Raw genomic sequence first — 22,310 nt, 5'->3', positions numbered from 1 at the left:
ATTCCCGGGCATAGGCATAGATGACGATTTTGGTCATGGTTTGAGGCGGATAAGCCGGCCGTCCCACCGAAGAAGCCTGGGGATCCCAGAACCGCTCGGACAGCCGATCAATGGTGTCGTTGACGATCCGCACCAGATCCCCTTCGGGGATCATGGGTTCCAGGCTCGTTGGTATCGGAAAGCGCTGTGTGTTATCATCGGTAAACATAAGAAATCATCCTTGTCGTATGGAGGTTGTGGTGACTTAACCATATCATCGAAGGATGATTTCTTTCTTTATTTGCGCACAGAAAAGGGGGGCTGTCCTATTTTTGGGACAGCCCCTTCGTATATAATATTCAATTTGGCTTTTTATCTTCCGCCTCATTCTTATTCAGGCAGCGGTTCCCGCGCAGGCATGGCACCTGCCTCAATATATTCAGCCATTCCACGCACGATTTCCTCTGCTCCATATTGCTTCGCCTCTAATGGGTACATCTCCTCGACCGTTTCCAAATAAAAGGAAAGGTCTTTATTACGGAGAAAATGGGAATAGTATTCGCGTTCGCTCTGGAATTCGTGTCTTGATCTCGTTTGAGCAACAGACTGCATTTCAATGTCCGCTAAAGTACGGACCACCTCTTCAAATGTTTTCATGTCTTCACTCCTTTTCATAGGATCAATGACACGTAAAAGTACAATGCATGGATAGAATTATATTATAACATGAACTAGCCTATGAAACATAGCGGGGACTGCATCAAGCGTTGAAATAATTATCTCCACCACTCAGCTTCCGCCTATTTCACGCAGAATATCAAAAGTTGACAAACAAAACTGTAATATTTATAATTACAGTATAAACATTAATAATCCTTTTCACTCGGAGAGATAAGTATGAACAGTCATTTTTCTTTAGCTGTACACAGTTTAACCCTGCTTGCCTTCCAGCCGGACAGGGCCGCTTCAAGCACTTTCATTGCTGAAAGCGCCTCTGTGCATCCGGTACGGATAAGGAAGGTGTTAAGCCTGTTAAAGCAGCATGAGTTGATTCAGTCTAAGGAAGGAGCGGGCGGAGGTTTCGTTCTTTCCCGACCGCCGGAGGCCGTTACCTTGTGGGATGTGTACCAGGTCACGTCAAAAGGGACACTGCAGCCCCGGTGTCCTGATGAAAACCCTGACTGCTCTGTCGGGGCTAACATGAAGCATGTGTTAGGCAGTGTTTTTTCAGACGGGGAAGACGTATTTGGAGAACACCTTGATCAGTTTACTATTGCTGACATGCTGAAAAAATGTATCACAAATTGACTGAGCAATGTTTTTGCATTACAAAACAGGGAAATGTATAGTTATAGATAATTCAGATTACAACACTATTAATTAATAGGTAATCCTTAGGAGGTTACGCGAATGTTACCAACAAACGATATTATTTCGGTAGGAGATTGGGTTCGAGGAACCACCATTTATGGTGAATTGGTTGTAGGTTATGTAGAAGCAATTGAAGAATCTTATCAAACAATTAAAGTTAAAGTTATTTCTTCAGATAATCAGGAAATTATGGAAAAATCAACTGAGCTGCTGCTTCACAAAGTAAGCAAGCTGAATACCGTTCAGCCTGTTTCAGAAGAGGAGTTGTATGACCTGATTGATCTTGCACTGGTTACTAACGACAAACAGTGGTTTCTGGAACTCACTTCCGAATTGAATAATAAAGCAAATGTCCGGTCATCCAATGATTCTTCCTACGCGCTGTCGAATTATAGCGAGTACTAAGAATCTCCGGCATAATTTACTACAAAAGCCCTTTGCAGATTTACTGCGAAGGGCTTTTTTTACTGGGTGCTTGTTATTCCTTAATTTGAATATTCATCTTCTGTTCGAGGGCCTGCTGCAGATGAGCAAAGGTTTTTACCTTACTAAAATCAATGCCGAGCCGAACGGCCGTTTCTGCAATTTCCGGACGAATGCCGGTAATAATAATTTCTGTGCCGATTAAACTGAGGCCATGATGCAGGTTGAATAACTGCTGGGCTACCATTGTATCGATGATTGGCACCCCGGACATATCAATAATCAGTACATCAAGTTCAAGCTTTGCCACCTCGGTTAGAGTTACATCTTCAATCATCTTTGCCCGGTGCGTATCAATATCTCCGACAAGCGGAAGGACACCGATATCCCCTATTAATTTAATGATCGGTACGCTCAGCTCCACCATCATCTGCTGCTGCGCCTCCAGCTGGGCTTCGTTCATCTGATAGTAGTACTGGTTCACAAGCTCCAGTCCCTTTTCAAATACTGACTGAATTTTCTCGGCCCACTCGGCTACCTGCAACGGGGAAATTTCTTCCTCCCGCTCTTTAAAATAGGCAGACAGACGATTCCAGAGATCAACACGTCCGACCCTGAAAAACTCTACCGAGTAAAACCTCGGGCCCTGGTTTTCAAGCCCGTCCATCGCCGTTAGCTGCGCCCAGTCAGTAAGTAACGGTTCTTCATCTATCACTGCTTTTGCCGTTTCCTGAATGAAGCCCTTAAGTCTTCCCCGGAAGGCTTCCCTCCGTTCGGCATCATTTGGGTAAATGGCTTCCGACTGGGCTTCGATGTCTTCCATCCATGTAGTCACGATCTCTTCAGCATGATCTAACATAAAATTGTGCAGTTGTTTACTCAACGCCAATAATCCTTTCTGTCATTTCCTGTATTTAATATATTTTAAAGTACGTAATCAAAAAAATAAAGCGTCTTATTTATTTTCAAGCTTTAATCTATTGCTCCACTCTGCTTCCATCAGTCGTTCAACATTCGTCTGGTCCATGCTCCATTTCCATACCTTTTCCTGGAGCTCCCTGTCGCGGGCATGCGGCGCAGTATCTTCTTCAAAAGAATCAATAAAGTATCTGCCGTGTACACCGTCCACTTCAGCAGAAGCGGCAAGATAAACCGAAGTTTCCGCCCCTTCCGCAGCTGTGCGCAGCATTGGGCGGATAGCCTGGTGGATACGGCGCCCGAAGCCGGTAGACCGGTCCACTCCAAGCATAGTACTTACTCCTCCGGGATGCAGGGCATTAACACGAATATCGGTCCCTTCGAGACGGGAAGCAAGAGCATATGTAAATAAAACGTTCGCCAGTTTGGACTGGGCGTACCCCTTCCATGTGCCATATCCCCTCGTTAAATGAGGATCCGGAAAATGAATGCTTCCATATTTGTGTGCTCCTGACGAAACGTTCACGACCCGTGCTTCTTCTTCAGAGCATTCAAGAAGAGGAAGAAGCTGCAGAGTCAGGGCGAAGTGCCCCAGATGATTCACGCCGATCATACTTTCAAAACCATCTTCGGTCAGTTCTCTTTTGAGCGACACGACGCCGGCATTGTTGACCAGCACATCCACGCATGGAACAATCTGTTCTAGCTGTCGCACAAAGGTATGTATGTCCTGAAGAGAAGACAGATCACAGCGCATCACCCGCACACGCGAGGCCCCAGTACCAGCCTTTATCTGCCTCATGGCTTCTCCCCCCCGCTTTTCGTCCCGGACGGCCATGATGACATTAAATCCTTTCACGGCAAGCTGTTTCGCTGTTTCGAATCCCATTCCGGTATTTGCTCCGGTAATAATGGCTGTTTTCTCCATAATTAATTCTCCTCTGGAATAGTATTGTTGCTTTTCCTATACCCATTGCTGCTGCTGTTCACTCTTTGTGAAGTATATTTTCTGAAAATTATTCTGCTTCCTTTTGCATAAACAGGAATAAAAACTAGAGGGACAAGCGTATACCGCCCAGTAAATCTTTTGTCATATTATCTTCCAACCCTATTGAAGTTTTGTTTATTCCCCGGTACGATGCAGGTATTACCACTTACCCTTCGTATATATTCAACAATTGGGTTGAACGTTTCTACTGGGAACCGTAATTTCCAACTACGAAGAACGTCTCTTAGGGCGTTCTTCGTTTTTTTATGCTTATAAAGGGGTGTTTACAATGACAACAATCTTAATCCGGCAGGCTGAAATTATGACGATGAATGAAAACAATGACATTGTACACGGAGACATACGTATTGAAAATGAATACATTAAAGAAATTCGCCCTTCTTTAACTCCCTATCCGGGAGAAAAAGTGATCGAAGCTTATGGACGAACCATACTTCCCGGCTTTATCCATACCCATATCCACCTGTGCCAGGCGCTGTTTCGCAGCCAGGCGGATGACCTTGAGCTGATGGATTGGCTGAAGGAACGAATATGGCCGATGGAGGCCGCCCACACTCCTGATTCCATCTATGCCTCAGCGATGCTTGGCATTGGAGAACTGATACGAAGCGGCACGACAACAATCGTCGATATGGAAACAGTACATCACACAAATGCTGCCTTTGAAGCCATTGAAGCATCCGGCATCCGGGCTTTGTCTGGGAAAGTAATGATGGACAAAGGGGATGAACTGCCCGCCCCCCTGCTTGAAACCACGAGCCGGTCCGTCCAGGAAAGCGCCGATTTGTATGAAAAATGGAACGGCCGGGATAATGATAGAATACGATACGCGTTTTCCCCCCGGTTTGTTGTTTCATGCTCTGAACCGCTGCTTCGCGAAGTTTCCCGGCTGTCCGGCCATTACGGAGCGTACGTGCACACCCACGCTTCAGAAAGCCAGGGAGAAATAGAAATTGTTGAAGCTGATACCGGTATGCGCAATGTAATGTATCTGGATCACCTTGGCCTTGTGCACCCGCGCCTGATTCTTGCCCACTGCGTCTGGCTCGATGAACGCGAAAAAAAGATTATTAAACAAAAGGGCGCCCATATCAGTCACTGCCCAAGCTCCAACATGAAGCTTGCTTCCGGATTCGCAGATATTCCGGACCTGCTTGATCACCATCACAATGTCAGCCTCGGCGCCGACGGCTCCCCGTGCAACAACACGCTCGACATGTTTCAGGAAATGAGGATGGCTGCCCTCATTCACAAACCCTCCTATGGTCCGACAGCCATGAACGCCAGACAGGTTCTTCGCATGGCGACCATCGAAGGCGCGAGAGCGGTCGGTCTCGACCAGGAAATTGGAAGCATCGAAATTGGCAAAAAAGCGGATTTGTCCATCCTCAATCTTTATGATTTTCATACGTACCCGAGTGAAGGAGCAGATCCATACTCGCGTATCGTGTATGCTGCTTCCAAAGATCAGGTGGAAACCACCATCGTGAATGGCCGGGTTATAATGGAAGACCGCATTATGCAGACCATGAATAAGGACCACGTGCTCAGTGAGGCAAACAAAGAAGCAAAGCAGTTGTTCCGCCGGGCTTCCCGGTATATGTCTAATTCTTTTGCATAAATTATGAGCAATCTCCTCCCTGCCGGCTGGAAATTCTGATATGCTGATGACGGAATAATAGCGCAGAAGAAAGGAAGAGAAAATATGCTTAGTGCAAAACGAGGAGATATTACCACTGTCACCAATGTCGATTATATTTGCAATGCTGCCAACGGGCAGGGAACGATGGGCGGCGGCGTCGCTGCTGCGATCAAAAAAGCTGGCGGCAAAGCCATCGAACAGGAAGCAGCAGCCTACTGTAAAAAGAACGAACCGAAGCGCGGCGAGCTTTACACGACCACGGCTGCCGGTCTTCCGTATGAAGCCATCCTTCATTTAGTGACAATGGATACCCCGGATGAAAAGTTAAACTACGATGTGGTTTATTCCTGTCTGCAGTCGTTAATACGCTACTGCCAGGAAAATCATATCTACCGGGTCGCCCTCCCAGCGCTTGGAACTGCCACCGGCGGCCTTGACCCCGATACAGTCGCAATTTATTACCGGGAGCTGCTGCACAACGTAAGAGAAATTCAATTTATTGCTGTTGATATGGACGAAACGTTCATCCAGGCGCTCGAAGCCGAATAGCACAAACGCAAGCCCCGGGATAAAAACCCCCGGGGCTTTTTATAATTTCCCAGACCTGCAATCTACTTGACTGTTTTCTCTGCTTCCTGCCGGCCTGCCACCTGTACCGCGTGGACGACAGCAATTGCAGCCACAAAAATGGACGGCACATACACCGTAACGAGCAGACTCACATACAGCACAAAAAACACTACAGCCCAGAGATATTTTTTAACATACACCTGTCCCGCCCCTGGAATGAGAAGCGACAGCAGCCCCGCTATCCACATTTTTTTATTTCTCATATTCTATCCTCTCCTTCTAAAAATTTTTAGTTCTCCATGAATATTAATATTTCTTAAGCCGATATAAGAATTACTGTATTACACATACTTTTATTACTTCAGGAGGCTATTAATATGCTGTTTTCAGCAAAACCATCATCTGCACCAGCTTCACAATTTCCAGGGGACGCCCATTCTGGCAGCCGGATCAGGCTTTCCCCCGGGAGCGACCTGCACCGCCAGCTTCAGCTGATACATCTAACCGACCACGACCTCTATATATTGTCCGAACTTCAGCCGGTAATTGCTGAAAACATCGAAGCTATTGTGGAGGCCTTTTACCGTAATCTTAAGAATGAAGCAGATCTGTGTGCGATCATTGAAGAGCACAGCTCCGTCGAACGCTTGAGCCGGACGCTTGCAGTGCACGTGCAGGAAATGTTTCAGGGAACGATGGATGATACTTTTATTCAAAAGCGGCTGAAAATTGCCCAGGTTCATTTACATATCGGCCTTCTGCCAAAATGGTACATGTCCTCATTTCAAGACATGGAGCAGTCTATTCTTTATTTTGTCGACCAGCACCTTACCAGTCGGGCGGACCTCCTGCCGGCTGTCCTCGCAGTTACGAAAATCATTAACCTCGAGCAGCAGCTTGTGCTTGAAGCCTACGAGGAGGCCCACCTTACGCTTCACAAAGAACAGCAGGCTGTGAAGGATCATCTGTACGAGCAGATTTCTGTCACTACCCGCTCGCTCCGGAAGGTTTTTAACCAGACAAATACCTCTGTGGCTTCGCTTACTGCTACGTCCAACAGGGTCGTTACCATTTCAAAAGAAAACGTTCAGAGCAGCACCGGAGCCGCTTCCCATTCTGAGGAAGGCAAGCACGAGCTCGAACAGCACGGAAAGCATATGAAAAGCCTCCAGGAGCTTATGGATTTTATGCGCACCGAAACGGCTGAACTCAAAGCAATTGCTGCTAAAATTGATGATATCACAAACATCGTCACAGGGATTGCCGAGCAGACGAATCTTTTGGCTCTGAACGCCTCCATTGAATCTGCCCGGGCCGGTGAACACGGAAAAGGCTTTGCGGTTGTGGCTACAGAAGTCCGCAAGCTTTCCGCGGAGACAAAAAAATCAGTGGACACCGTATCTGAACTTGTCCGGAAAACAAATGACCAAATTCAGCTTGTGAGCAATCATATCGAAAACGCAGACAACCAGATTAGCGACGGAACAAAAAAAGTCAACGAAATTAACAGTATGTTTGACGGCATCGTGCAGGAGATGGCAAAAAGTCGAAAGCAGAGTAATGATACCGAAGTGGAAGTTCATTCACTTATCCAGGAGCTGCGTGAAGTCGAGCGGGCTATTTCCCAGGTAGGCAGTACTGTTTCCTCCCTCCATGATTTAACACAGGAATAATAGTCTGGGGTTCTCGTGCTATACTTACACTATAGCAAGGCAAAAAGGAGGCCCTCAGATGGCAACTCACGAACAGCTTACAGATATTACAAAACAGTATTTGCACACCTATGAGGCACTAAAGAAAAAATACCCGTGGCATCATTCGGATGCCCGCATGTTCATGCTGATGGCTTCGATGTATTCCCTGCACCAAAAGTCGTTTGACATTGATCGGTTTGACCGTCTCCAGCAGACGATTAAAAAGAAAAACAGCTGGTTTTCACCGCTGCGGTCCCACCAGCGCTTTCCAATTGCTGGTATACTTGACTGTCTGGCTGAGAACCCCGAAGACAGCTGGACCGGTTTTAAGCAGCTGTACAGCCAGCTGGTCCAGGGGCCATGGGGACGCGGTACTTCTACGTACGCTGCCGCTTTATCCTATTACACATTCTTTCGGGACGACTTTTCAGCTGTGCCGGCATTTACTGCCTGGTACGAATTTTTGCAGGAATCCTTTCCGGACTTAACGAGTGCGGATTATTACCCTCTGCACGCGCTTTACATTCATCAGTTCCCTGGCAATAAGGAACAGATGATTGAGCATATGAACAAAGCCCATCATCAGCTGCTGCAGCGTGATTTTAAAAAGGGTCCCCAAACCCAATACCTTTCGTTCTTAGTCGCTTTGAACCTTGAGTCCATGAATGAGTCTGCATACTTTGAACGTTTTGATGAAATTCTCGATCAGTGGCAGTCCAGCCAGTGGCACGTACGCCCGTTCTATTATTCGCTCCTGGGAGTACTCGGGTTTACAGCATCTTTTTCTTCTATTATTGATGACGCCCGGAGTATCCATGACCTATTAGCTGAGCAGAGCGAATTCCGGAGATTTAATTATTTTGCGGTTCATATCTCCATACAAATTGCCGCAGCCCATCAAGCTTCTGTACAAGGCAGCAGCCTGTCTACAGCATTAATTGAAGCGCAACGGGCCATCGCCCTGCAGGCACTAAATTCTTCAACTTCTGCTTCCGCGGCGATAACGCTGTAAAGCAGACTGAAGGCGCACAATATCCGTGCGCCTTCTTCCATATTATAACTGTTGCAATTATTACAATTGTGCTACGATAGTTTCTGCTTATTTACATATGCTCAACGCCTTATCAGTTCACGGGGAGGGATTTACATGCCACGCTTTTATTCAGTTATTATAATGCTTTCTTTATTACTATTCATTAGCGGCTGCGGCATGCTCCCTTTTTCTGCTGATTCCGGCGAGAGCGATGAGGGGATATTTGTTGCCCCGTCAGGAAGTGATGACCAAAACGGCACTATCGATGCGCCTTTTCAATCTGTTCAAAAGGCTGCTGACACTGCGGAAGCTGGAGACACTATTTATTTACGGGAAGGCACCTACCAGGAAAATGTAAAAATGAGTCAGCAGGGCGAAGAACAGCTTCCCATCACTATCCGTCCGTTTGAAAGTGAAGACGTCCATTTAAATACAGCTGGTGAAAAGCCGTTTTTCTCGTTAGAAGATACCGAATACATAACAATTAAAAAATTTACCTTTCACCAGAAGAATACGGCTTCTGTGATCACTTCCTCCGGGGAAACCCGAAACCTTCACATACTTGATAACCGATTTTTATCGTCTCAAAAAGCGGAGGAAGAACCTGGTTCGGCAATCCATATAGCAAGTTCCGACGAAGACAGCATTCATGAGGACACGATCATAAGCGGTAACACTGTCGAAAGATGGAAGCACTCCCCCGCCTTTTCACTGATCGGCAACGTCACATCTTTTACGGTTTCCCACAACCGATTTGAGAAGGCCTTCGGAACGTCGCTCGATTTCCAGGCAGTTCCGGGAAAAGTGAACGGCCGCGTGCCGTCCGGCGGCAACGTAAAAAATAACATTATTAATTCTTCGAGCAGCAGCCCCGCTCCGGGCATCGCTGTCGAGGGCGCTCATACAATCGCTTTTTCACACAATACTATCCGCGGGGGATCGGTTGGCACGTTTATCCGCAATACTTCCTTTGCGGAAACAGAGGACCTTTCGTTCAAAAACAATGTATGGCGGGATCAGACGTCGGCCGGAACAGCGCTGGTTCAAGGTCCGGAGGAACGCCCTATCAGTCGTGTCTCTTTTTCAAAGAACACCTGGAAAAACGAGCACGGCAGCCGGGATTCCGCCCAGCTTCGTATCCAGTCCTCCATACGGCATTTAAGCGTCATTAACAATGATTTTAAAGGAAATTCGTTTAATGGATTTTATATTGATGCCACCGAGGATATCAGCACCTATGTTACCCTGAAGGATAATTCCTTCCCTTCTTCTTCCAAAGCCGAATGGAAATGGGAGGGGCGTAAATTCCGGGATCTTGTTACCTTCCAGCAGTATATCGAACAGGACGCCCCGGCCTCTTCTTCCGCAGAAACTGAGTAGGGGCTGCGCCCGCTTCGGAGTCCAATGATTATAACCTGTGCAGCAGCTGTGCACAGGTTTTTTCCTTTCTATTCCCGCCTCTTGTATAATGACAGAAGGACAGTTCGAAGGAGTGATAGTATCAAAAGCATAACTGCTTTTATTCAAAATCTTTTTTCAGAATTAATGAAGGACAACGCTGCCGGCCTTGCTGCCCAGCAGGCGTTTTATTACCTTTTATCCATTTTCCCGCTGCTTATTTTGTTTCTATCGCTTCTTCCCTACTTTAATATCGATGCTGACCGCGCTGTTTCGCTTTTATACCAGTTCGTTCCTGCAGAGGCTGCCTCCCTGTTTCAGGACACGATTGAGGACACGATAAACAGTTCGAGCAACGGTCTGCTTACCCTCGGGATCATTGGCACAATATGGACAGCGTCTAACGGACTGAATGCTTTCATCAAGGCAGTGAACGGGGCTTATGATGTGCCGGAGACGCGCTCCTTTTTTAAAGTGCGCCTGTTATCTCTCGGCTTAACCTTCGGATTAATGCTTTCCGTCATTATCGCACTCTTTCTTCCCGTCTTCGGCAATTTGATTTTATCAGCGGTACAATCATTTATTTATGTCCCGGAGGATACTGTTTTTCTTGTGCAGCTCCTTCGCTGGCTTATTACTATTTCGATCACTTCCATCATTCTTGCTATGCTCTACCATTTTGCACCAAACAACAATATGCCGTTTTGGTCTGTTTTGCCGGGGGCAATGACAGCGACACTGCTCTGGCAGGTAATTTCCCTGGGTTTTTCCTTTTATGTCAACAACTTTGCCAATTATGCCTCCACGTATGGCAGTCTTGGCGGTGTCATCGTGTTAATGCTGTGGTTGTTTCTGGTTGGACTGATTCTTGTCATTGGCGGAGAAATTAATGCTCTTGTCTTCCGCCGGAGGCAGAAAAAGCATCCGGCTCCCCTGCTTCATGATTACTATTAACCTCTTGTGACTCTGCATTGGTAGAACGCAGATGATTGTAGTATACTAAACGGGCAAAAGTGTAGAAAAGGAGAGCCCATACATGAGTAAAAAAATGATTTTTTTCGATATCGACGGTACGCTGTACGATGAAAACAAACAGCTTCCGGACTCCACCAGAGATGCTATTCAAAAACTCCGGAACAAGGGCCATGAGATCGCTATATCCACCGGGAGAGCCCCTTATTTGTTTGACGATCTCCGCGAAGAGCTGGATATTCACACGTTTATTTCCTTTAACGGCCAATTTGTGAAATTTAATGGAAATGCTATTTATCAAAACACGATTCCTACCGAAAAACTTCAGTCTCTGCAGTCCTTCGCTGCTGAAAAAGAACATCCGATTGTATTTATGGGCAGCAGCGCCATGAAAGCGAATATTGAATTTCACCATGACATTCATGACAGTATCACCACACTCGGCGTAGAGCATCCGGAATTTGATGCTTCGTTTGCAGAACAGAATAATATTTACCAGGCCCTTCTGTTTGCCCGCGAAGATGAGGAAGACCGTTATGTAGATCAGATGCAGGATCTTCGGTTTGTGCGCTGGCATCCGTATTCGCTCGATGTTATCCCTCCAGGCGGGTCCAAAGCAAACGGCATTAAAAACTTAATCGCCGAAGCCGGTATTGAGCTTGAGGACTGCTATGCCTTTGGGGACAATTACAACGATGTGGAAATGCTTCAGTACGTGCCAAACAGTGTTGCCATGGGTAACGCTCCGGACGAGGTTAAAAGCTATGCACGCCATATTACGGCTGACGTGGGCGATGATGGTATTGCGCGCGGTCTTAAAAAAGTAGGACTGCTCTAGCGAACCAGCTGCCTTCGTATAGTATAATGCATTATCAAGAAGCCCCTTTATAAAAAAGGCGGCTTTTTTCTGTCTGATTTAATATATAGGGATACAAATTCGGTAAATGAAATTTAAAACAGATACAAAAAAGGAAGCTTCATTCTTTGGAAGGTTCCTTTTGATTTGATGGTTCTGTCGGTTCTGTCGGTTCTGTTGGTTTTGATGGTTTTATTGATTCTGATGGCTTTGTTTGTTCTGAAGACTTTGGTTCCTCTGGCGGTGCCTGCTCAGGGGGGTACAAATACTGCTGGAGGGCCTTTGGCTTATTAGTAATAATTCCCGTGACGCCGGCATCTATTGCTTTTTTCCACCCACTTTTTTTATCAATAGTGTAAGGAATGACTTCGAGTTCTGCATTAATAGCGTCGTCAATCCAGGATTTATCGATTGTGCGGTAATGAGGATGAAGCTCTGTCGCCCCGACGATTTTAGCGTATTCGCACGGCCGGTACAGGTGTACCGCGTAAAGAATAGCGATATTGACCTCTTCTGACAGCTCGCGGGCATAGGCCATCGACCTGTGGTTAAAGCTTGATACCGTAGCTGATTCTATTTTTTCATAGTCATTCAGCAGGTTAATCACAGCTTCTTCAAGCCCTTTATGAGCAATGTTGGAATTTTTTAGTTCAAGCACAAGCTTTGTCTCTTCCGTGCTTGTCTCCTGCAGCAGACGCTCCAGGCTGACGATTTTTTCCTTGCGGTATCGTTTATGCATCCATGCCCCAGCGCTTAAATCCTGCAGTTCTTTGTATGTATATTCATGAACACTTCCGGAAGCGCCGGTCGTTCTTTTCAACAGCGTATCATGGATTAGTACCGGGACCCCATCCTTTGACAGCTGCACATCTGTTTCAATTGCGTCTGCCCCGTCTGTGACAGCCTGGCGGAAAGCCGACATGGTGTTTTCCGGGCGGCGGTCTGAAGCTCCCCGGTGCGCTATAATTGAAGTCAAAATATCTTTCCTCCCTGCACATGACCGTACAGAACCTACTCTGTGAGAGCGGGTCCCGGTCGATGCCCTGCTGTCGGTTATAATCTTTCTTTTCAGCTCTATCGCCTGCTTTTCATAAACCCATCTGCACTCTAAGCTTCTCTTAATTATATATTCACATTACGGGCTTTGAAAATCAACCATTAACGTTTTTCCCTAAAAAACAGTACGGCGTTTGAACCAACTGCCTTTTCCGGTTATCTCCAGGTGAAGTCAAACAGACAGCTGCAGATACAGCAGATTTATTTTAATTATTCCTCTGCGTTTTTTGAGAGAATATGTCTTTCGCTGACCCCAAAAAAACGCAATTCCCCGCTTTCGTTAGACGAAACGGAAGACGGTTCCGAAGACACATTTGTTTCTTTTGACAAGCTATTTACCTCTTCGTGCATCTGGATTGTCTGAATGCTCGATTCTGTATCATACCAATGGTATCCGAACAGACCGGCAATCCCCAGACCGATCAACGTAATGATTGTATAGAATTTCCCCATGTCCCCCACTCCAATTGCGTTTCATTTGATAAATAATGACAGGCCTGCAGCCCCCTGCCGCAGCTCCATCCATTTATATAATTCTCTAGTGTTCACCCTATATTATACACCTCAAAGATGCTACAGGCTTGACTCATTTTTCGTTTAATTATGAGCTTAGCCCTACAAACTACAAAAAAACTCCGCCAGGGCGAAGTTTTATAAAAGCATAGATGTATTTAACAGCACAAGCGCAAACAGCGAGCTTCCGTATAACAGGGAACACAGCTGCCGGGTTTCTTTTGTATCTGCATTCGTGGTCCACAGTCCATAAAACAGGTAAGTGAGCACGGCAAACAACATCAGGGATAAAACAATAATAATCATTTTAACTCCCTTCCCGCTTTTTGTCAGAATCTTTAATTTAATTTTAAAGTATACGTTCGCGCATTTCAAACCTTTTTCACTTTCAGACACATATTTTCTCTAAGGCAACTTCTATACCGGGCCCGGCTTAAACAACAAACCCCCGGGCCAAGGCCCGGGGGTGACTTATATATTATGGCGCCCTAGGCAGGATTCGAACCTGCGACCTACAGCTTAGGAGGCTGTTGCTCTTCCCCTGAGCTACTAGGGCTTATGTGAACTACTATAAATACACGGATCTTTGCTGTAACGAACAAAGACAAATGTAAGAATACGTGTAAATACGCTTATTGTCAAGATTTCCTTTCGAAAGCGTACATGAAAGAAAGCACCCAACCATCAAGTTGGATGCTTTTTGTTATTTCGTTACTCTATATTCCCGGAGCATGTGAGCGAATACCTGCTCGATATGCTTTTTCTCAAGCTTCGTGCAGTCTTTTGGCTTTTTGCCGGCTTCGGCAATTACCCACTGGTTGCTGCGCGTGTCGATCAGGTACAGTTTATCGTTTGGAAGAAACACCTGGCTGAGCGATTTCTTTTTCGGTTCATCCAGTGTCAAATCGACCATGACGTCGATGTTACGGTCAAAGTGACCACTGACGGAGCCTTTTAATTCAGACTCCAGAAGTTCAATGGTGAACGTTTCATCCCTGAACCTTTTTCTGTAGTCTTCTTTTTCCAGTTCACCCTGTTCTACAATTTCCGTTAATACTTCGTCGAACTCTCCCCAGAGCTTATCAATACATTTGCTGATGCGCTTCATTTTTTCTGCTGTTGTGTCTTCCGTGTCGTTTTTATGAAAATCAAATTCTTTTGACCAATCCATCTAATCCCTCCTAGAACTCTTAACAGTTTTCCTTCCCGTTCCCGGAAAAGCTCACACTAGCATTTTATCTTGTTGACTCCCCCATGACTATAGCTTCATGCAGAATTTGTTAATTTTTTATATCCAGCCCCGGTACTCCATTGCTTCCTGCAGCCGGGTCATGGCAAAAATCATGGCACCGTTTCTGTTGGTTGTATTGTGTTCGTAGGCCGATTTTTCCGTTTGTTCGTACGCTTCTAGTATAAATTCCTTCATCCGTTCATTAATTACATCTTCAGACCAATAGTAGTTCATGTGGTTCTGAACCGATTCCAGATACGACACGATAACGCCACCAGCGTTCACTAAAATATCGGGATAGACTGCCTGTCCCTGATCCTTTAAAATATGATCCGCTTCCGGGGTCGTTGGCCCGTTTGCAAGCTCCATTATTTTCGGGGCTTTCACCCGATTGGCATTATCTTTTGTAATAACGCCCTCCATGGCAGCCGGTATTAAAATATCCGTATCTGTATAAAGGATGTCCATGTTGTTTTCGAGCAGATTATTTTCTCCGTAATCCTGCAGGCCGTTATTTCCTGCTTTTGCCTGCTGGGCTCTCGGAATATCAAGACCGTCTTCTTCATAAAGAGCTGCTTTGGAATCACTGACGCTGACGATTTTACATCCTAAATCGTACAGCAGCCTTGCAGCGATCTGGCCGGCGTTACCAAAACCCTGCACGGCTACTCGTACGTCCTCAGCACGTTTGTTTTCCTGCTCAAGCATTTTTTCAATAATATATACCGCGCCCCGGGCCGTTGCTGACTCTCTTGCTTTTGAACCACCGACAAGAGGCGGCTTGCCGGTAATAATACCGGGCTCGTGACCGCCAGCCATCCGCGAATACGTATCCATCATGACGCTCATGATCTTCGGATCCGTATACACATCGGGAGCCGGCACATCTTTATTGGGTCCAAGAAGATCAAACAGTGCCTCCGTGTACCCTCTGCTTACCTGGCGAAGCTCCCGGTCACTCAGCATGGAAGGGTCACAGACGACACCACCCTTTGCTCCGCCGTGCGGGATCTGCACAAGTGCGCACTTAAATGTCATCCATGCAGCCAGCGCTTCTGTTTCCTCTTCATCTGTCTGTGGATGAAAGCGGAGACCGCCCTTCACCGGACCGAGCACATCATTGTGCTGCGTCCGGTATCCGGTAAACATCTGGGTATGACCGTCGTCCATTTCCACCGGGAACTGAACCTCCACTTTTCTTTTCGGGTATTTCAGTATCGTTTCTACAGTGTCTGGCAGTTGAATAAGCCGGGACGCTTCAGCGATCTGCTGGTGCACAACGCCAAGCGGCCCCTGGTTGTTTTGTCCGGTCATGATGCTCTTCCTTTCTATTGGACTGATGCCCCTAAAATGTTTTCTGCGTGTTTTAGCGCAAACGTGTGTCCTTCCTCGTCAAAGCTTGCTACAGCGTCCTGATGAATGATGATCTCAAAGCCTTTATTGTAGGCATCCACTGCTGTATGAAGAATGCAGATATCGGTACAGACTCCGACAAGATGAAGCTCGATAATGCCCCGTTCTCTTAATTTCAGTTCCAGATTTGTTCCTGCAAATGCACTATACCTTGTTTTGTCCACCTGCCAAACATTTGGCTGGTATCGTATAGATTCATACAGGTTCTGAATGCTCCTATACAGGTCTCTTCCCTTCGTGCCTGCTATGTTATGAGGCGGAAACAGCTTCGTTTCCGGATGATAATCATCTCCTTCTTCGTGGCGGTCGAGAGCGAATACGACAAAATCGCCTGCGGTCTGATACGTTTCGATTAATTGATGAATGGCGCCTTCGATTTTTTGGCCCGGCTCCCCGCAGGTAAGTGCACCTTCCTCTGCCACAAAGTCCATCGTGTAGTCAATCACAATCAAGGCACGCGAATAGCCCATCAGCCTTCCCATTCCTTTTTATGAATGCCGCACCAGCGGATTAAAAAGTCTGCGTACACTTTCGTTACGTTTTTTACACTTTCAAGGTCCACCCACTCATCCGGCTCGTGCATTTTCGCACCTGATGGACCGTAGCATGTAACCGGAGTATTATAATAAAGGCCGTAATATCGGGCGTCTGTCGTTACCGGAATGGCCTGTCTGCCGCATTCTTTCCCGGTCACCATTTCGTGGGCTTCGTCGAGCTTTGCAAAAAGCGGGTCTTCCTCGGGCATCACCATCCCCTCCGCATGAAATCCAAAGGATTCAAAAGAAGGCGGGTGTTCACGAAGCCACTCATCATCTTTCGTTTTATCGAGCACCCAATCGATTAAATCCTGCTTGCCTTCAGCCGGATCCTTGCCCGGGTAAACCGCCGAACGCACTTCAAGGGTGGCTTCTACGGGTATATTGGAGGCAAAGTCCCCGCTGTGCATCGTTCCTACCTCTACGTCGATAGGTTCTTTCATATGGGCAAATTCCGGCGGCTTTTGTTCATCCCGGTTGACGTATTCCCGGTAGCTCTGCAGAGCTTCAATCACGCTCTGTGCTTTTTCGATGGCATTCGCTCCTACACCGGTTTGATCCGACTGGAGGTTGCTGCTTGTATCAATATGAATACGAAGCCAGATGCTTCCGAGCTGGGCGGTGGATGGACACTGCCCAAACGGCTCCGGAATGAGAACAGCATCAGCCAGATGCCCGGCATTTGCTGCCGCGAGCGTTCCATTGCCTGTTGCTTCTTCTTCGATAACCGTTTTGATGGAAAAATCAGCTGCCGGTTCATAGCCTGCCTTCTGTATGGCTTTATAGGCATAAATCATCGCGGCAACTCCGCTTTTCATGTCGAGTACCCCGCGTCCGTACAGACGGTCACCAATACGATGGGCTCCCCACGGATCCACACTCCATTTGTGCTTTGGCTCCGGGCTCACGACGTCCACATGGCCCTGAAAAAGCAGGCTGCTGCCTTTGCTCTCCCGGGAACCGGCACTGCGCGGGGCTTTTGCCACCACTACCGGCCTTCCCGCATAGGACCACTCACTTGGGGCATACCCTGGAAGAGAACTGATTTCTTTTTCATCGACTTCCACTGTCTCGACGTTCATCTGCAGATCGTTCTGAAAAAAATTCTTTAAGTATAATTGAAGTGATCCTTCATATTCGATCGTACTCGGAAACCGGGCGATCGTCTGTAAAAATTCTACTTCCTCCTCCCAAAGCTCATCCACTGAAGCGAATACTTTTTGACTCGGATTGACTGTCTCAGTCACTCGCTCTCCCTCATTTCTAAAAAATCTCTTTTTCTCTTCGCCTTTTCCCATTTTTCTTTAAAAGTATGCTTCCGGTTTCAAAGTACTTGCTCGGCTAAAAGCGGAGCTTTACTAATAATGCCGGCTATTTATGCACATTAAAAAGGAGAAAACGACTGAGCGTTTTCTCCCTGAATCAATACGGAACTGTCCCACTGCAGCCAAAACCCTGCCGAAAACCAGGCAGCTGCAAGTGCCAGTGTAAAAAACAGCACGCCCCACACCTGCGCGGGGATGCGGCTCACCCGTTGCATTCCGGTAGCATCTCCGGCGTCTCCTGGCATCTGCAGACTCCGCTGCAGAATGATCCAGGCCGAGCGGACCGACTGAATAACCAGAAGCACGCCGAGAATGAACATAATCCACATCATAAGCATAGCCATATTTTCAATAAGCAGATACAGGCCCCCGCCCGAAACTGCCAATCCCCAGATTATCCCGGCAGGATTGCGAACCCAGAGAAGCGTGTTCCAAATGAGCAGGCCTGTGAGGCCGATCATGAGTCCGCTGTACCAGCCCGAGGTATATACCCAGCTGTAAAGAAGAGCCATCCCGCTTGCAAACGGGTAGCCGGCAAACGTTGTAAGCGCCTGGCCAAGCCTGCCCTTATGGCCGGTCTCAGCAAGTCCTTCTCTCGTATAAAATAAAGAGATCGAACGTACTCTACCGCCGGTGGCGAGTGCCATAAAGGCATGCCCGTTTTCGTGCACCATTGTTTGAAACAACGATAGATAGGTGCCGAGCACAGGAATGTACGTGAGCGCCGTTAACACCACAGCTGCTGTCAGAAAAAACAGGATCGTTTCTATCATGACTCCTCTTCCCGGGCATGAAGCGGGAGCGGCCGATGACTTGCTACTGCCTGCTTTAACGCCTGCTGCATGTACCCCATCCCACGGTATTCCCGGAGCGGAAAAACGGTTCTTTCCATCGGCAGGATCCTTGTTACGACCGGGTCGTATTTTCTGCCGAGGAGCACGACATACCGGCCGTACTCATTCATCTGCTTTTCCCGCCACCGCCGCGTGCAGAAAGACCGTGAAACCTCCTCCTGCTGTCCTTTTCCAAATGTAACGTCGTAATTTGTATCAATAAGCTCCTGCGGGTACATAAAACCGTGTTTGCCGGAGAGCACGGCCCACTGGTCAGTGAACGCCTCTGCGTAAGCCCGGCACAGCTGATGAAACGTGCTCTGGTACACGTCCTTTACAGGGAGCGGGCCGAGAGCCGGCTCTGTGTCCCAGGCTTTTTTCGCCCCACAGGGAATTATAGCGAGCTGTTTCAATGCCATTCACCTTATTTCTTTGATTTTCGCGCACGCCGTTTTTGGTCGCTTTCCGTTTTCCAGGTGTACAGGGCCGGAACCAGTAAAAGCGTCAGCATTGTGGAAAAGACAAGCCCTGTCACAATGGCTGTTCCGAGCGGCTGAAACAGTGGATTGTCCCCAAGAGCGATCGGAAGAAGGCCGGCAATGGAGGTCAGACTTGTTAAAAGAATCGGCCGGAACCGTTCTTCCCCGGCTGCCACGACGGCTTCTCTTACGCCTTCACCGCTCCTTATGCGCTGTTCCATAAATTCTATCATAACGACCGCGTTTCGTACGACGATACCGGCGAGACTGACTGCCCCCATCATCGACATGAATCCGAGTCCCGTCTGGGTTAAAAACAGCCCGAGAATGACTCCCGCGATGGCTACATACACCGCGCTCAAAACAATAAACGGAATACGAAGCGAGTAGAACTGCAGCGCGAACAATATGAGCAGCAGGAACACTACTACAATAAAGATCTGTCCGATATCAATAAATACATCGTTTCGTTCGGACGTTTCTCCCCCTACCTGGACGTTGACGCCGCCGTATTCATTTTCAATGGAATCAAGAGAATCCCCGGCCGCTTCTAAAATCTCATCCTCGGAAGCGTCTCCCGGATAGGCGCGTACCGTAATGGTCCGCTCTGTGTTTTCATGCGGAATAGCGGAAGTCGTCGCTTCCTCCGCACCTTCACCCAGGTCATTTAAGGTAACTGCTTCTCCGTCTTCGTCTCTGGCCATAACGATTTGGTCCAGATCGCTGTTAGTGACCTGTTCGCCGTTATCATACATTATTTGGACCGGTACGACTTCATTCTCTGCGTTCCACTGCCCAAACGGCACTCCTTCCCCGAGCAGACGGAGCTCTGTACTTATGGCTTCATTGGTTACACCTGTCCCTCCCCGGGCTTCCCTGTCCTGCTCAAACCGCCACTGATTTACGTTCTGATTGGCATTTGAAACCGCTAAGTCCACACCTTCCGTTTCTGCAAACAACGCTTCCACCTCCGCCGCAGCAGAAAACAGTTCATCTGTTTCTTCTCCGGAGAGCTCGACTGCAATCGGGGCTCCTACGGGAGGGCCGGATTCGACGATCGACCCCTGAGCTTCCACGTTATCAAAGGTGCTTCGGATCTCTCCCGGCCATCTTTCGCTTGCTTCTCTCGCCGGAATTTCTTCAGGATTTACATAAACGAGAAAATTCATATCATTCGGGCCGGCAGCGCCGCCTCCCGATCCCCCAGAAAATACGGTAGGAATTTCTGTGCCTGCGTATGAAGATACCGACGTTACGCCCTCTCGTTCCTGAAGCCAGCTGCTGACTTCCTCTGCCTCAGCTTCCGTTTCTTCAAGCGGAGTATTTTCCGGTACAGATGCTTCGATAAATACTTCCTCCCGCTCCGTGTCCGGGAAGAATTCGAGCGGGGTGTAAGGAACGAGCGCAAATGCCGAGGTTCCGAGTATCAGGCCGGCAAGCGACACAAGAACCGGCCGCTTCACCACACGCGTCAGCACCCGTTTGCTGTACCACCTGGCTGAGCGGTCAAGAAATGACCCCAGAAATCCCGGCGACGGGCGCTTGTCCTTCTTTTTTCTTCTTGTTTCTACAATGCCCCGGTAAATAGGGATAAAAAAGATCGCCAGCAGCGTAGATGAAATCAATACTGTAATCAGTACAACAGGCAGCGGACGAATAAATGAACCCGCCGCGCCCGGAAGAAATAAAAGCGGGAAGAAGGTGAATACGACGGCAAGCGTCGACACGATAACGGAAACAAGCACTTCCCGCACCCCGTTGGCGGCTGCTTCAACGGGGCTGTCGCCCATCCGGAGCCGGCGGTCAATGTTGTCATTTACCACAATTGCGTCATCTACAAGAATCCCGAGCGAGATGATAAAAGCAATTAAAGAAATTTGATTCAGGCCAACATCGGTAAATGGAAGAGGAATCATCCCGATTGCAAGCGCCGCCGGGATCGATATGGCTACCGACAGCGCTGTCCGCAGCCGCAGACCGATGGAGCATACAATTAATACCGATACAAATGCCACCACAAAGGAGATGGCCAGACTTGAAAATAAATCATCCACGACATCGCCCTGTGTATAGAGCTGGGTCAGCTCCATCCCTTCAGGCAGCTGCTGCTTAAAATCCGCTATCACTTCATCTAAATTGCTTTGTGCCTGTGGCACGCTCGCATTTTCCGCGAGAAAGAATGTGACCGACAGGGCCGACTGCTGATTATACTCTACCTGTTCTTCAATCGGAGCATATGTGTTTTCCACGGTTGCGACATCGCCAAGCACAGTGCTTTCCCCATTGCTCTGCTGCCCCGAACTTATTTCAATGTTTTCCCAGTCTTCCACGTTTTCAAGCGCTTCAAGCTCTACCTGATACAGCTCTCCGTCCCGCTGCCATTCGCCGGGCGGAATGACTTCCGAAGCGGAAGAAAGCGCCCCGATAACCTGGCCGGACTGCAGCCCCTCCTCTTCCAGTGCTTCACTGTCGAGACGGACCTGCAGCTCACGCTCCACGTCGCCAGTGATTTCCAGGCTGTCGATATCAGGTATTCCGGTGAACCGCTGCTTCCAGCTCTCAATCAGCTGTACCGCCTCCGGCACCGATTCTTCCTCTACCGTCAGCTGATAAATAGCGAGCCCCTGCTGGCTCAGTTCACTATTGATGGACGGCTCTTCTGCATCATCCGGAAACGAGGTGCTCACCTGCGACAGTCTCTGCTCGAGGCTGTTCCACACTTGCTCCGGATTTTCCGTGTTCTCATCGAGCTCTACAGTGATGGACGACAGCCCGGGCGAGGAGACCGAAGAAATCGAAGCTGTGGCCGATTCGTTATCAATTTCTTCTTCAAGCTGGTTCGTGACCGTCGTTTCCACTTCTTCGGCCGAGGCACCAGGGTACACCGTCGTCACCTGTCCCACCGGTGGGTTGGTTGATGGAATTTCTTTTTGCGGCAGCTGGAAAAAAGACAGCGTACCGACGATGACAAGCATCGCAATAAACAATAAAATCAGCTTTGGTTTTGCAATTATTTTTTTCACGTTTCTCCCCCCAGTATCATTACCTCCAGTATACTT

General features: G+C 47.9%; 24 protein-coding genes, 1 tRNA gene and 1 riboswitch. Of the genes, 9 read left to right on the top strand and 16 right to left on the bottom strand.

What is annotated here, in order from left to right; all coding sequences use genetic code 11:
• Positions 1-208, bottom strand: a 208-nt coding sequence (locus G548_RS0111070) for a transposase (RefSeq protein WP_022794229.1), incomplete at its 3' end; no start/stop codon positions are given.
• Positions 209-369: 161 nt separating this feature from the next.
• Entirely contained in the window at positions 370-636 is a 267-nt protein-coding gene (locus tag G548_RS0111065) for a hypothetical protein (RefSeq protein ID WP_022794228.1), read from the bottom strand.
• 240 nt (positions 637-876) lie between these two features.
• On the opposite strand from G548_RS0111065, the gene G548_RS0111060 reads away from it, so the two are divergent.
• Both G548_RS0111060 and G548_RS17975 read left to right on the top strand, forming a co-directional pair.
• A complete protein-coding gene (locus G548_RS0111060) occupies positions 877-1,287 on the top strand; it encodes an RrF2 family transcriptional regulator (RefSeq protein WP_022794227.1) in 411 nt (136 codons plus the stop codon).
• 102 nt (positions 1,288-1,389) lie between these two features.
• Complete coding sequence (locus G548_RS17975; protein WP_022794226.1) at positions 1,390-1,755, top strand: IDEAL domain-containing protein; 366 nt, start codon at positions 1,390-1,392, stop codon at positions 1,753-1,755.
• A 73-nt stretch (positions 1,756-1,828) separates the two neighbouring features.
• On the opposite strand, the gene G548_RS17970 is transcribed toward G548_RS17975, so the two are convergent.
• Positions 1,829-2,656 carry an STAS domain-containing protein gene (locus tag G548_RS17970; protein WP_022794225.1) on the bottom strand — a complete coding sequence of 276 codons (828 nt, stop codon included), beginning with the start codon at positions 2,654-2,656 and terminating at the stop codon, positions 1,829-1,831.
• A 72-nt stretch (positions 2,657-2,728) separates the two neighbouring features.
• A complete protein-coding gene (locus G548_RS0111045) occupies positions 2,729-3,619 on the bottom strand; it encodes an SDR family NAD(P)-dependent oxidoreductase (protein WP_022794224.1) in 891 nt (296 codons plus the stop codon).
• A gap of 213 nt (positions 3,620-3,832) precedes the next feature.
• Positions 3,833-3,930, top strand: a riboswitch (purine riboswitch).
• A 38-nt stretch (positions 3,931-3,968) separates the two neighbouring features.
• Between G548_RS0111045 and G548_RS0111040 the strand changes: the two genes are divergently transcribed.
• Entirely contained in the window at positions 3,969-5,321 is a 1,353-nt protein-coding gene (locus G548_RS0111040) for a 5'-deoxyadenosine deaminase (protein WP_022794223.1), read from the top strand.
• Positions 5,322-5,405: 84 nt separating this feature from the next.
• The gene (locus G548_RS0111035; RefSeq protein ID WP_022794222.1) at positions 5,406-5,891 is read left to right on the top strand and encodes a macro domain-containing protein; all 486 of its coding nucleotides are present in this window, start codon (positions 5,406-5,408) and stop codon (positions 5,889-5,891) included.
• Positions 5,892-5,953: 62 nt separating this feature from the next.
• Here G548_RS0111035 and G548_RS0111030 read toward each other — a convergent pair whose 3' ends face one another.
• Positions 5,954-6,175, bottom strand: a complete 222-nt coding sequence (locus tag G548_RS0111030; RefSeq protein WP_022794221.1) for a hypothetical protein — start codon at positions 6,173-6,175, stop codon at positions 5,954-5,956.
• 114 nt (positions 6,176-6,289) lie between these two features.
• Between G548_RS0111030 and G548_RS0111025 the strand changes: the two genes are divergently transcribed.
• The 5 genes from G548_RS0111025 to G548_RS0111005 all read left to right on the top strand — a co-directional run bounded on the left by G548_RS0111025 (position 6,290) and on the right by G548_RS0111005 (position 11,847).
• A complete protein-coding gene (locus G548_RS0111025; RefSeq protein WP_022794220.1) occupies positions 6,290-7,585 on the top strand; it encodes a globin-coupled sensor protein in 1,296 nt (431 codons plus the stop codon).
• 58 nt (positions 7,586-7,643) lie between these two features.
• On the top strand, positions 7,644-8,618 hold the full coding sequence (locus tag G548_RS0111020) for a DUF4003 family protein (RefSeq protein WP_022794219.1): 975 nt from the start codon (positions 7,644-7,646) through the stop codon (positions 8,616-8,618).
• A gap of 135 nt (positions 8,619-8,753) precedes the next feature.
• Positions 8,754-10,019 (top strand): DUF1565 domain-containing protein, encoded by a 1,266-nt coding sequence (locus tag G548_RS0111015; RefSeq protein ID WP_022794218.1) that lies wholly within the window; start codon positions 8,754-8,756, stop codon positions 10,017-10,019.
• A gap of 81 nt (positions 10,020-10,100) precedes the next feature.
• Positions 10,101-10,991: a YihY/virulence factor BrkB family protein gene (locus G548_RS0111010; protein ID WP_281163404.1), complete on the top strand. Its 891-nt coding sequence runs from the start codon at positions 10,101-10,103 to the stop codon at positions 10,989-10,991.
• An 82-nt stretch (positions 10,992-11,073) separates the two neighbouring features.
• Complete coding sequence (locus G548_RS0111005; protein ID WP_022794216.1) at positions 11,074-11,847, top strand: Cof-type HAD-IIB family hydrolase; 774 nt, start codon at positions 11,074-11,076, stop codon at positions 11,845-11,847.
• Positions 11,848-11,986: 139 nt separating this feature from the next.
• Here the strand turns inward: G548_RS0111005 and G548_RS17965 are convergent, their stop codons facing one another.
• From G548_RS17965 to G548_RS0110950, 11 genes are all read right to left on the bottom strand, one after another.
• Positions 11,987-12,841, bottom strand: a complete 855-nt coding sequence (locus tag G548_RS17965; RefSeq protein WP_022794215.1) for a glycerophosphodiester phosphodiesterase — start codon at positions 12,839-12,841, stop codon at positions 11,987-11,989.
• Positions 12,842-13,131: 290 nt separating this feature from the next.
• Positions 13,132-13,374, bottom strand: coding sequence for a hypothetical protein (locus G548_RS0110995; protein WP_022794214.1), 243 nt, complete (start codon positions 13,372-13,374; stop codon positions 13,132-13,134).
• A gap of 198 nt (positions 13,375-13,572) precedes the next feature.
• On the bottom strand, positions 13,573-13,740 hold the full coding sequence (locus G548_RS0110990; protein ID WP_156847937.1) for a hypothetical protein: 168 nt from the start codon (positions 13,738-13,740) through the stop codon (positions 13,573-13,575).
• Between the two features lie 175 nt (positions 13,741-13,915).
• Positions 13,916-13,990: transfer RNA gene (locus G548_RS0110985), tRNA-Arg, on the bottom strand.
• A 147-nt stretch (positions 13,991-14,137) separates the two neighbouring features.
• Positions 14,138-14,605, bottom strand: coding sequence for a hypothetical protein (locus G548_RS0110980; protein ID WP_022794212.1), 468 nt, complete (start codon positions 14,603-14,605; stop codon positions 14,138-14,140).
• 117 nt (positions 14,606-14,722) lie between these two features.
• Positions 14,723-15,979: a Glu/Leu/Phe/Val family dehydrogenase gene (locus G548_RS0110975; protein WP_022794211.1), complete on the bottom strand. Its 1,257-nt coding sequence runs from the start codon at positions 15,977-15,979 to the stop codon at positions 14,723-14,725.
• Positions 15,980-15,993: 14 nt separating this feature from the next.
• Positions 15,994-16,548: a cysteine hydrolase family protein gene (locus G548_RS0110970; RefSeq protein ID WP_022794210.1), complete on the bottom strand. Its 555-nt coding sequence runs from the start codon at positions 16,546-16,548 to the stop codon at positions 15,994-15,996.
• On the bottom strand, positions 16,548-17,861 hold the full coding sequence (locus G548_RS0110965) for an ArgE/DapE family deacylase (protein ID WP_022794209.1): 1,314 nt from the start codon (positions 17,859-17,861) through the stop codon (positions 16,548-16,550). Before G548_RS0110965 ends, G548_RS0110970 begins: the two co-directional genes overlap by 1 nt.
• Before the next feature lie 137 nt (positions 17,862-17,998).
• On the bottom strand, positions 17,999-18,712 hold the full coding sequence (locus tag G548_RS17960; protein WP_022794208.1) for a M50 family metallopeptidase: 714 nt from the start codon (positions 18,710-18,712) through the stop codon (positions 17,999-18,001).
• A complete protein-coding gene (locus G548_RS0110955) occupies positions 18,709-19,191 on the bottom strand; it encodes a DUF6884 domain-containing protein (RefSeq protein WP_022794207.1) in 483 nt (160 codons plus the stop codon). The genes G548_RS17960 and G548_RS0110955 overlap by 4 nt, the downstream gene beginning before the upstream one ends.
• 5 nt (positions 19,192-19,196) lie before the next feature.
• Complete coding sequence (locus G548_RS0110950) at positions 19,197-22,274, bottom strand: efflux RND transporter permease subunit (protein ID WP_022794206.1); 3,078 nt, start codon at positions 22,272-22,274, stop codon at positions 19,197-19,199.
• Positions 22,275-22,310 lie beyond the last annotated feature (36 nt).

Origin of the sequence: Marinococcus halotolerans DSM 16375 (assembly GCF_000420725.1) — a bacterium.
GTDB lineage: Bacteria > Bacillota > Bacilli > Bacillales > Marinococcaceae > Marinococcus > Marinococcus halotolerans.
Note: the sequence above shows the minus strand (reverse complement) of the source record. Positions and strands in the feature narration are given on the sequence as shown.

What these genes read in the sequence shown, in the direction of transcription:
- G548_RS0111065 (WP_022794228.1), bottom strand. Translation starts at nt 636, where the DNA reads ATGAAAACATTTGAAGAGGTGGTCCGTACTTTAGCGGACATTGAAATG.
- G548_RS0111060 (WP_022794227.1), top strand. Translation starts at nt 877, where the DNA reads ATGAACAGTCATTTTTCTTTAGCTGTACACAGTTTAACCCTGCTTGCC.
- G548_RS17975 (WP_022794226.1), top strand. Translation starts at nt 1,390, where the DNA reads ATGTTACCAACAAACGATATTATTTCGGTAGGAGATTGGGTTCGAGGA.
- G548_RS0111045 (WP_022794224.1), bottom strand. Translation starts at nt 3,619, where the DNA reads ATGGAGAAAACAGCCATTATTACCGGAGCAAATACCGGAATGGGATTC.
- G548_RS0111040 (WP_022794223.1), top strand. Translation starts at nt 3,969, where the DNA reads ATGACAACAATCTTAATCCGGCAGGCTGAAATTATGACGATGAATGAA.
- G548_RS0111035 (WP_022794222.1), top strand. Translation starts at nt 5,406, where the DNA reads ATGCTTAGTGCAAAACGAGGAGATATTACCACTGTCACCAATGTCGAT.
- G548_RS0111030 (WP_022794221.1), bottom strand. Translation starts at nt 6,175, where the DNA reads ATGAGAAATAAAAAAATGTGGATAGCGGGGCTGCTGTCGCTTCTCATT.
- G548_RS0111025 (WP_022794220.1), top strand. Translation starts at nt 6,290, where the DNA reads ATGCTGTTTTCAGCAAAACCATCATCTGCACCAGCTTCACAATTTCCA.
- G548_RS0111020 (WP_022794219.1), top strand. Translation starts at nt 7,644, where the DNA reads ATGGCAACTCACGAACAGCTTACAGATATTACAAAACAGTATTTGCAC.
- G548_RS0111015 (WP_022794218.1), top strand. Translation starts at nt 8,754, where the DNA reads ATGCCACGCTTTTATTCAGTTATTATAATGCTTTCTTTATTACTATTC.
- G548_RS0111005 (WP_022794216.1), top strand. Translation starts at nt 11,074, where the DNA reads ATGAGTAAAAAAATGATTTTTTTCGATATCGACGGTACGCTGTACGAT.
- G548_RS0110995 (WP_022794214.1), bottom strand. Translation starts at nt 13,374, where the DNA reads ATGGGGAAATTCTATACAATCATTACGTTGATCGGTCTGGGGATTGCC.
- G548_RS0110990 (WP_156847937.1), bottom strand. Translation starts at nt 13,740, where the DNA reads ATGATTATTATTGTTTTATCCCTGATGTTGTTTGCCGTGCTCACTTAC.
- G548_RS0110980 (WP_022794212.1), bottom strand. Translation starts at nt 14,605, where the DNA reads ATGGATTGGTCAAAAGAATTTGATTTTCATAAAAACGACACGGAAGAC.
- G548_RS0110975 (WP_022794211.1), bottom strand. Translation starts at nt 15,979, where the DNA reads ATGACCGGACAAAACAACCAGGGGCCGCTTGGCGTTGTGCACCAGCAG.
- G548_RS0110970 (WP_022794210.1), bottom strand. Translation starts at nt 16,548, where the DNA reads ATGGGCTATTCGCGTGCCTTGATTGTGATTGACTACACGATGGACTTT.
- G548_RS17960 (WP_022794208.1), bottom strand. Translation starts at nt 18,712, where the DNA reads ATGATAGAAACGATCCTGTTTTTTCTGACAGCAGCTGTGGTGTTAACG.
- G548_RS0110955 (WP_022794207.1), bottom strand. Translation starts at nt 19,191, where the DNA reads ATGGCATTGAAACAGCTCGCTATAATTCCCTGTGGGGCGAAAAAAGCC.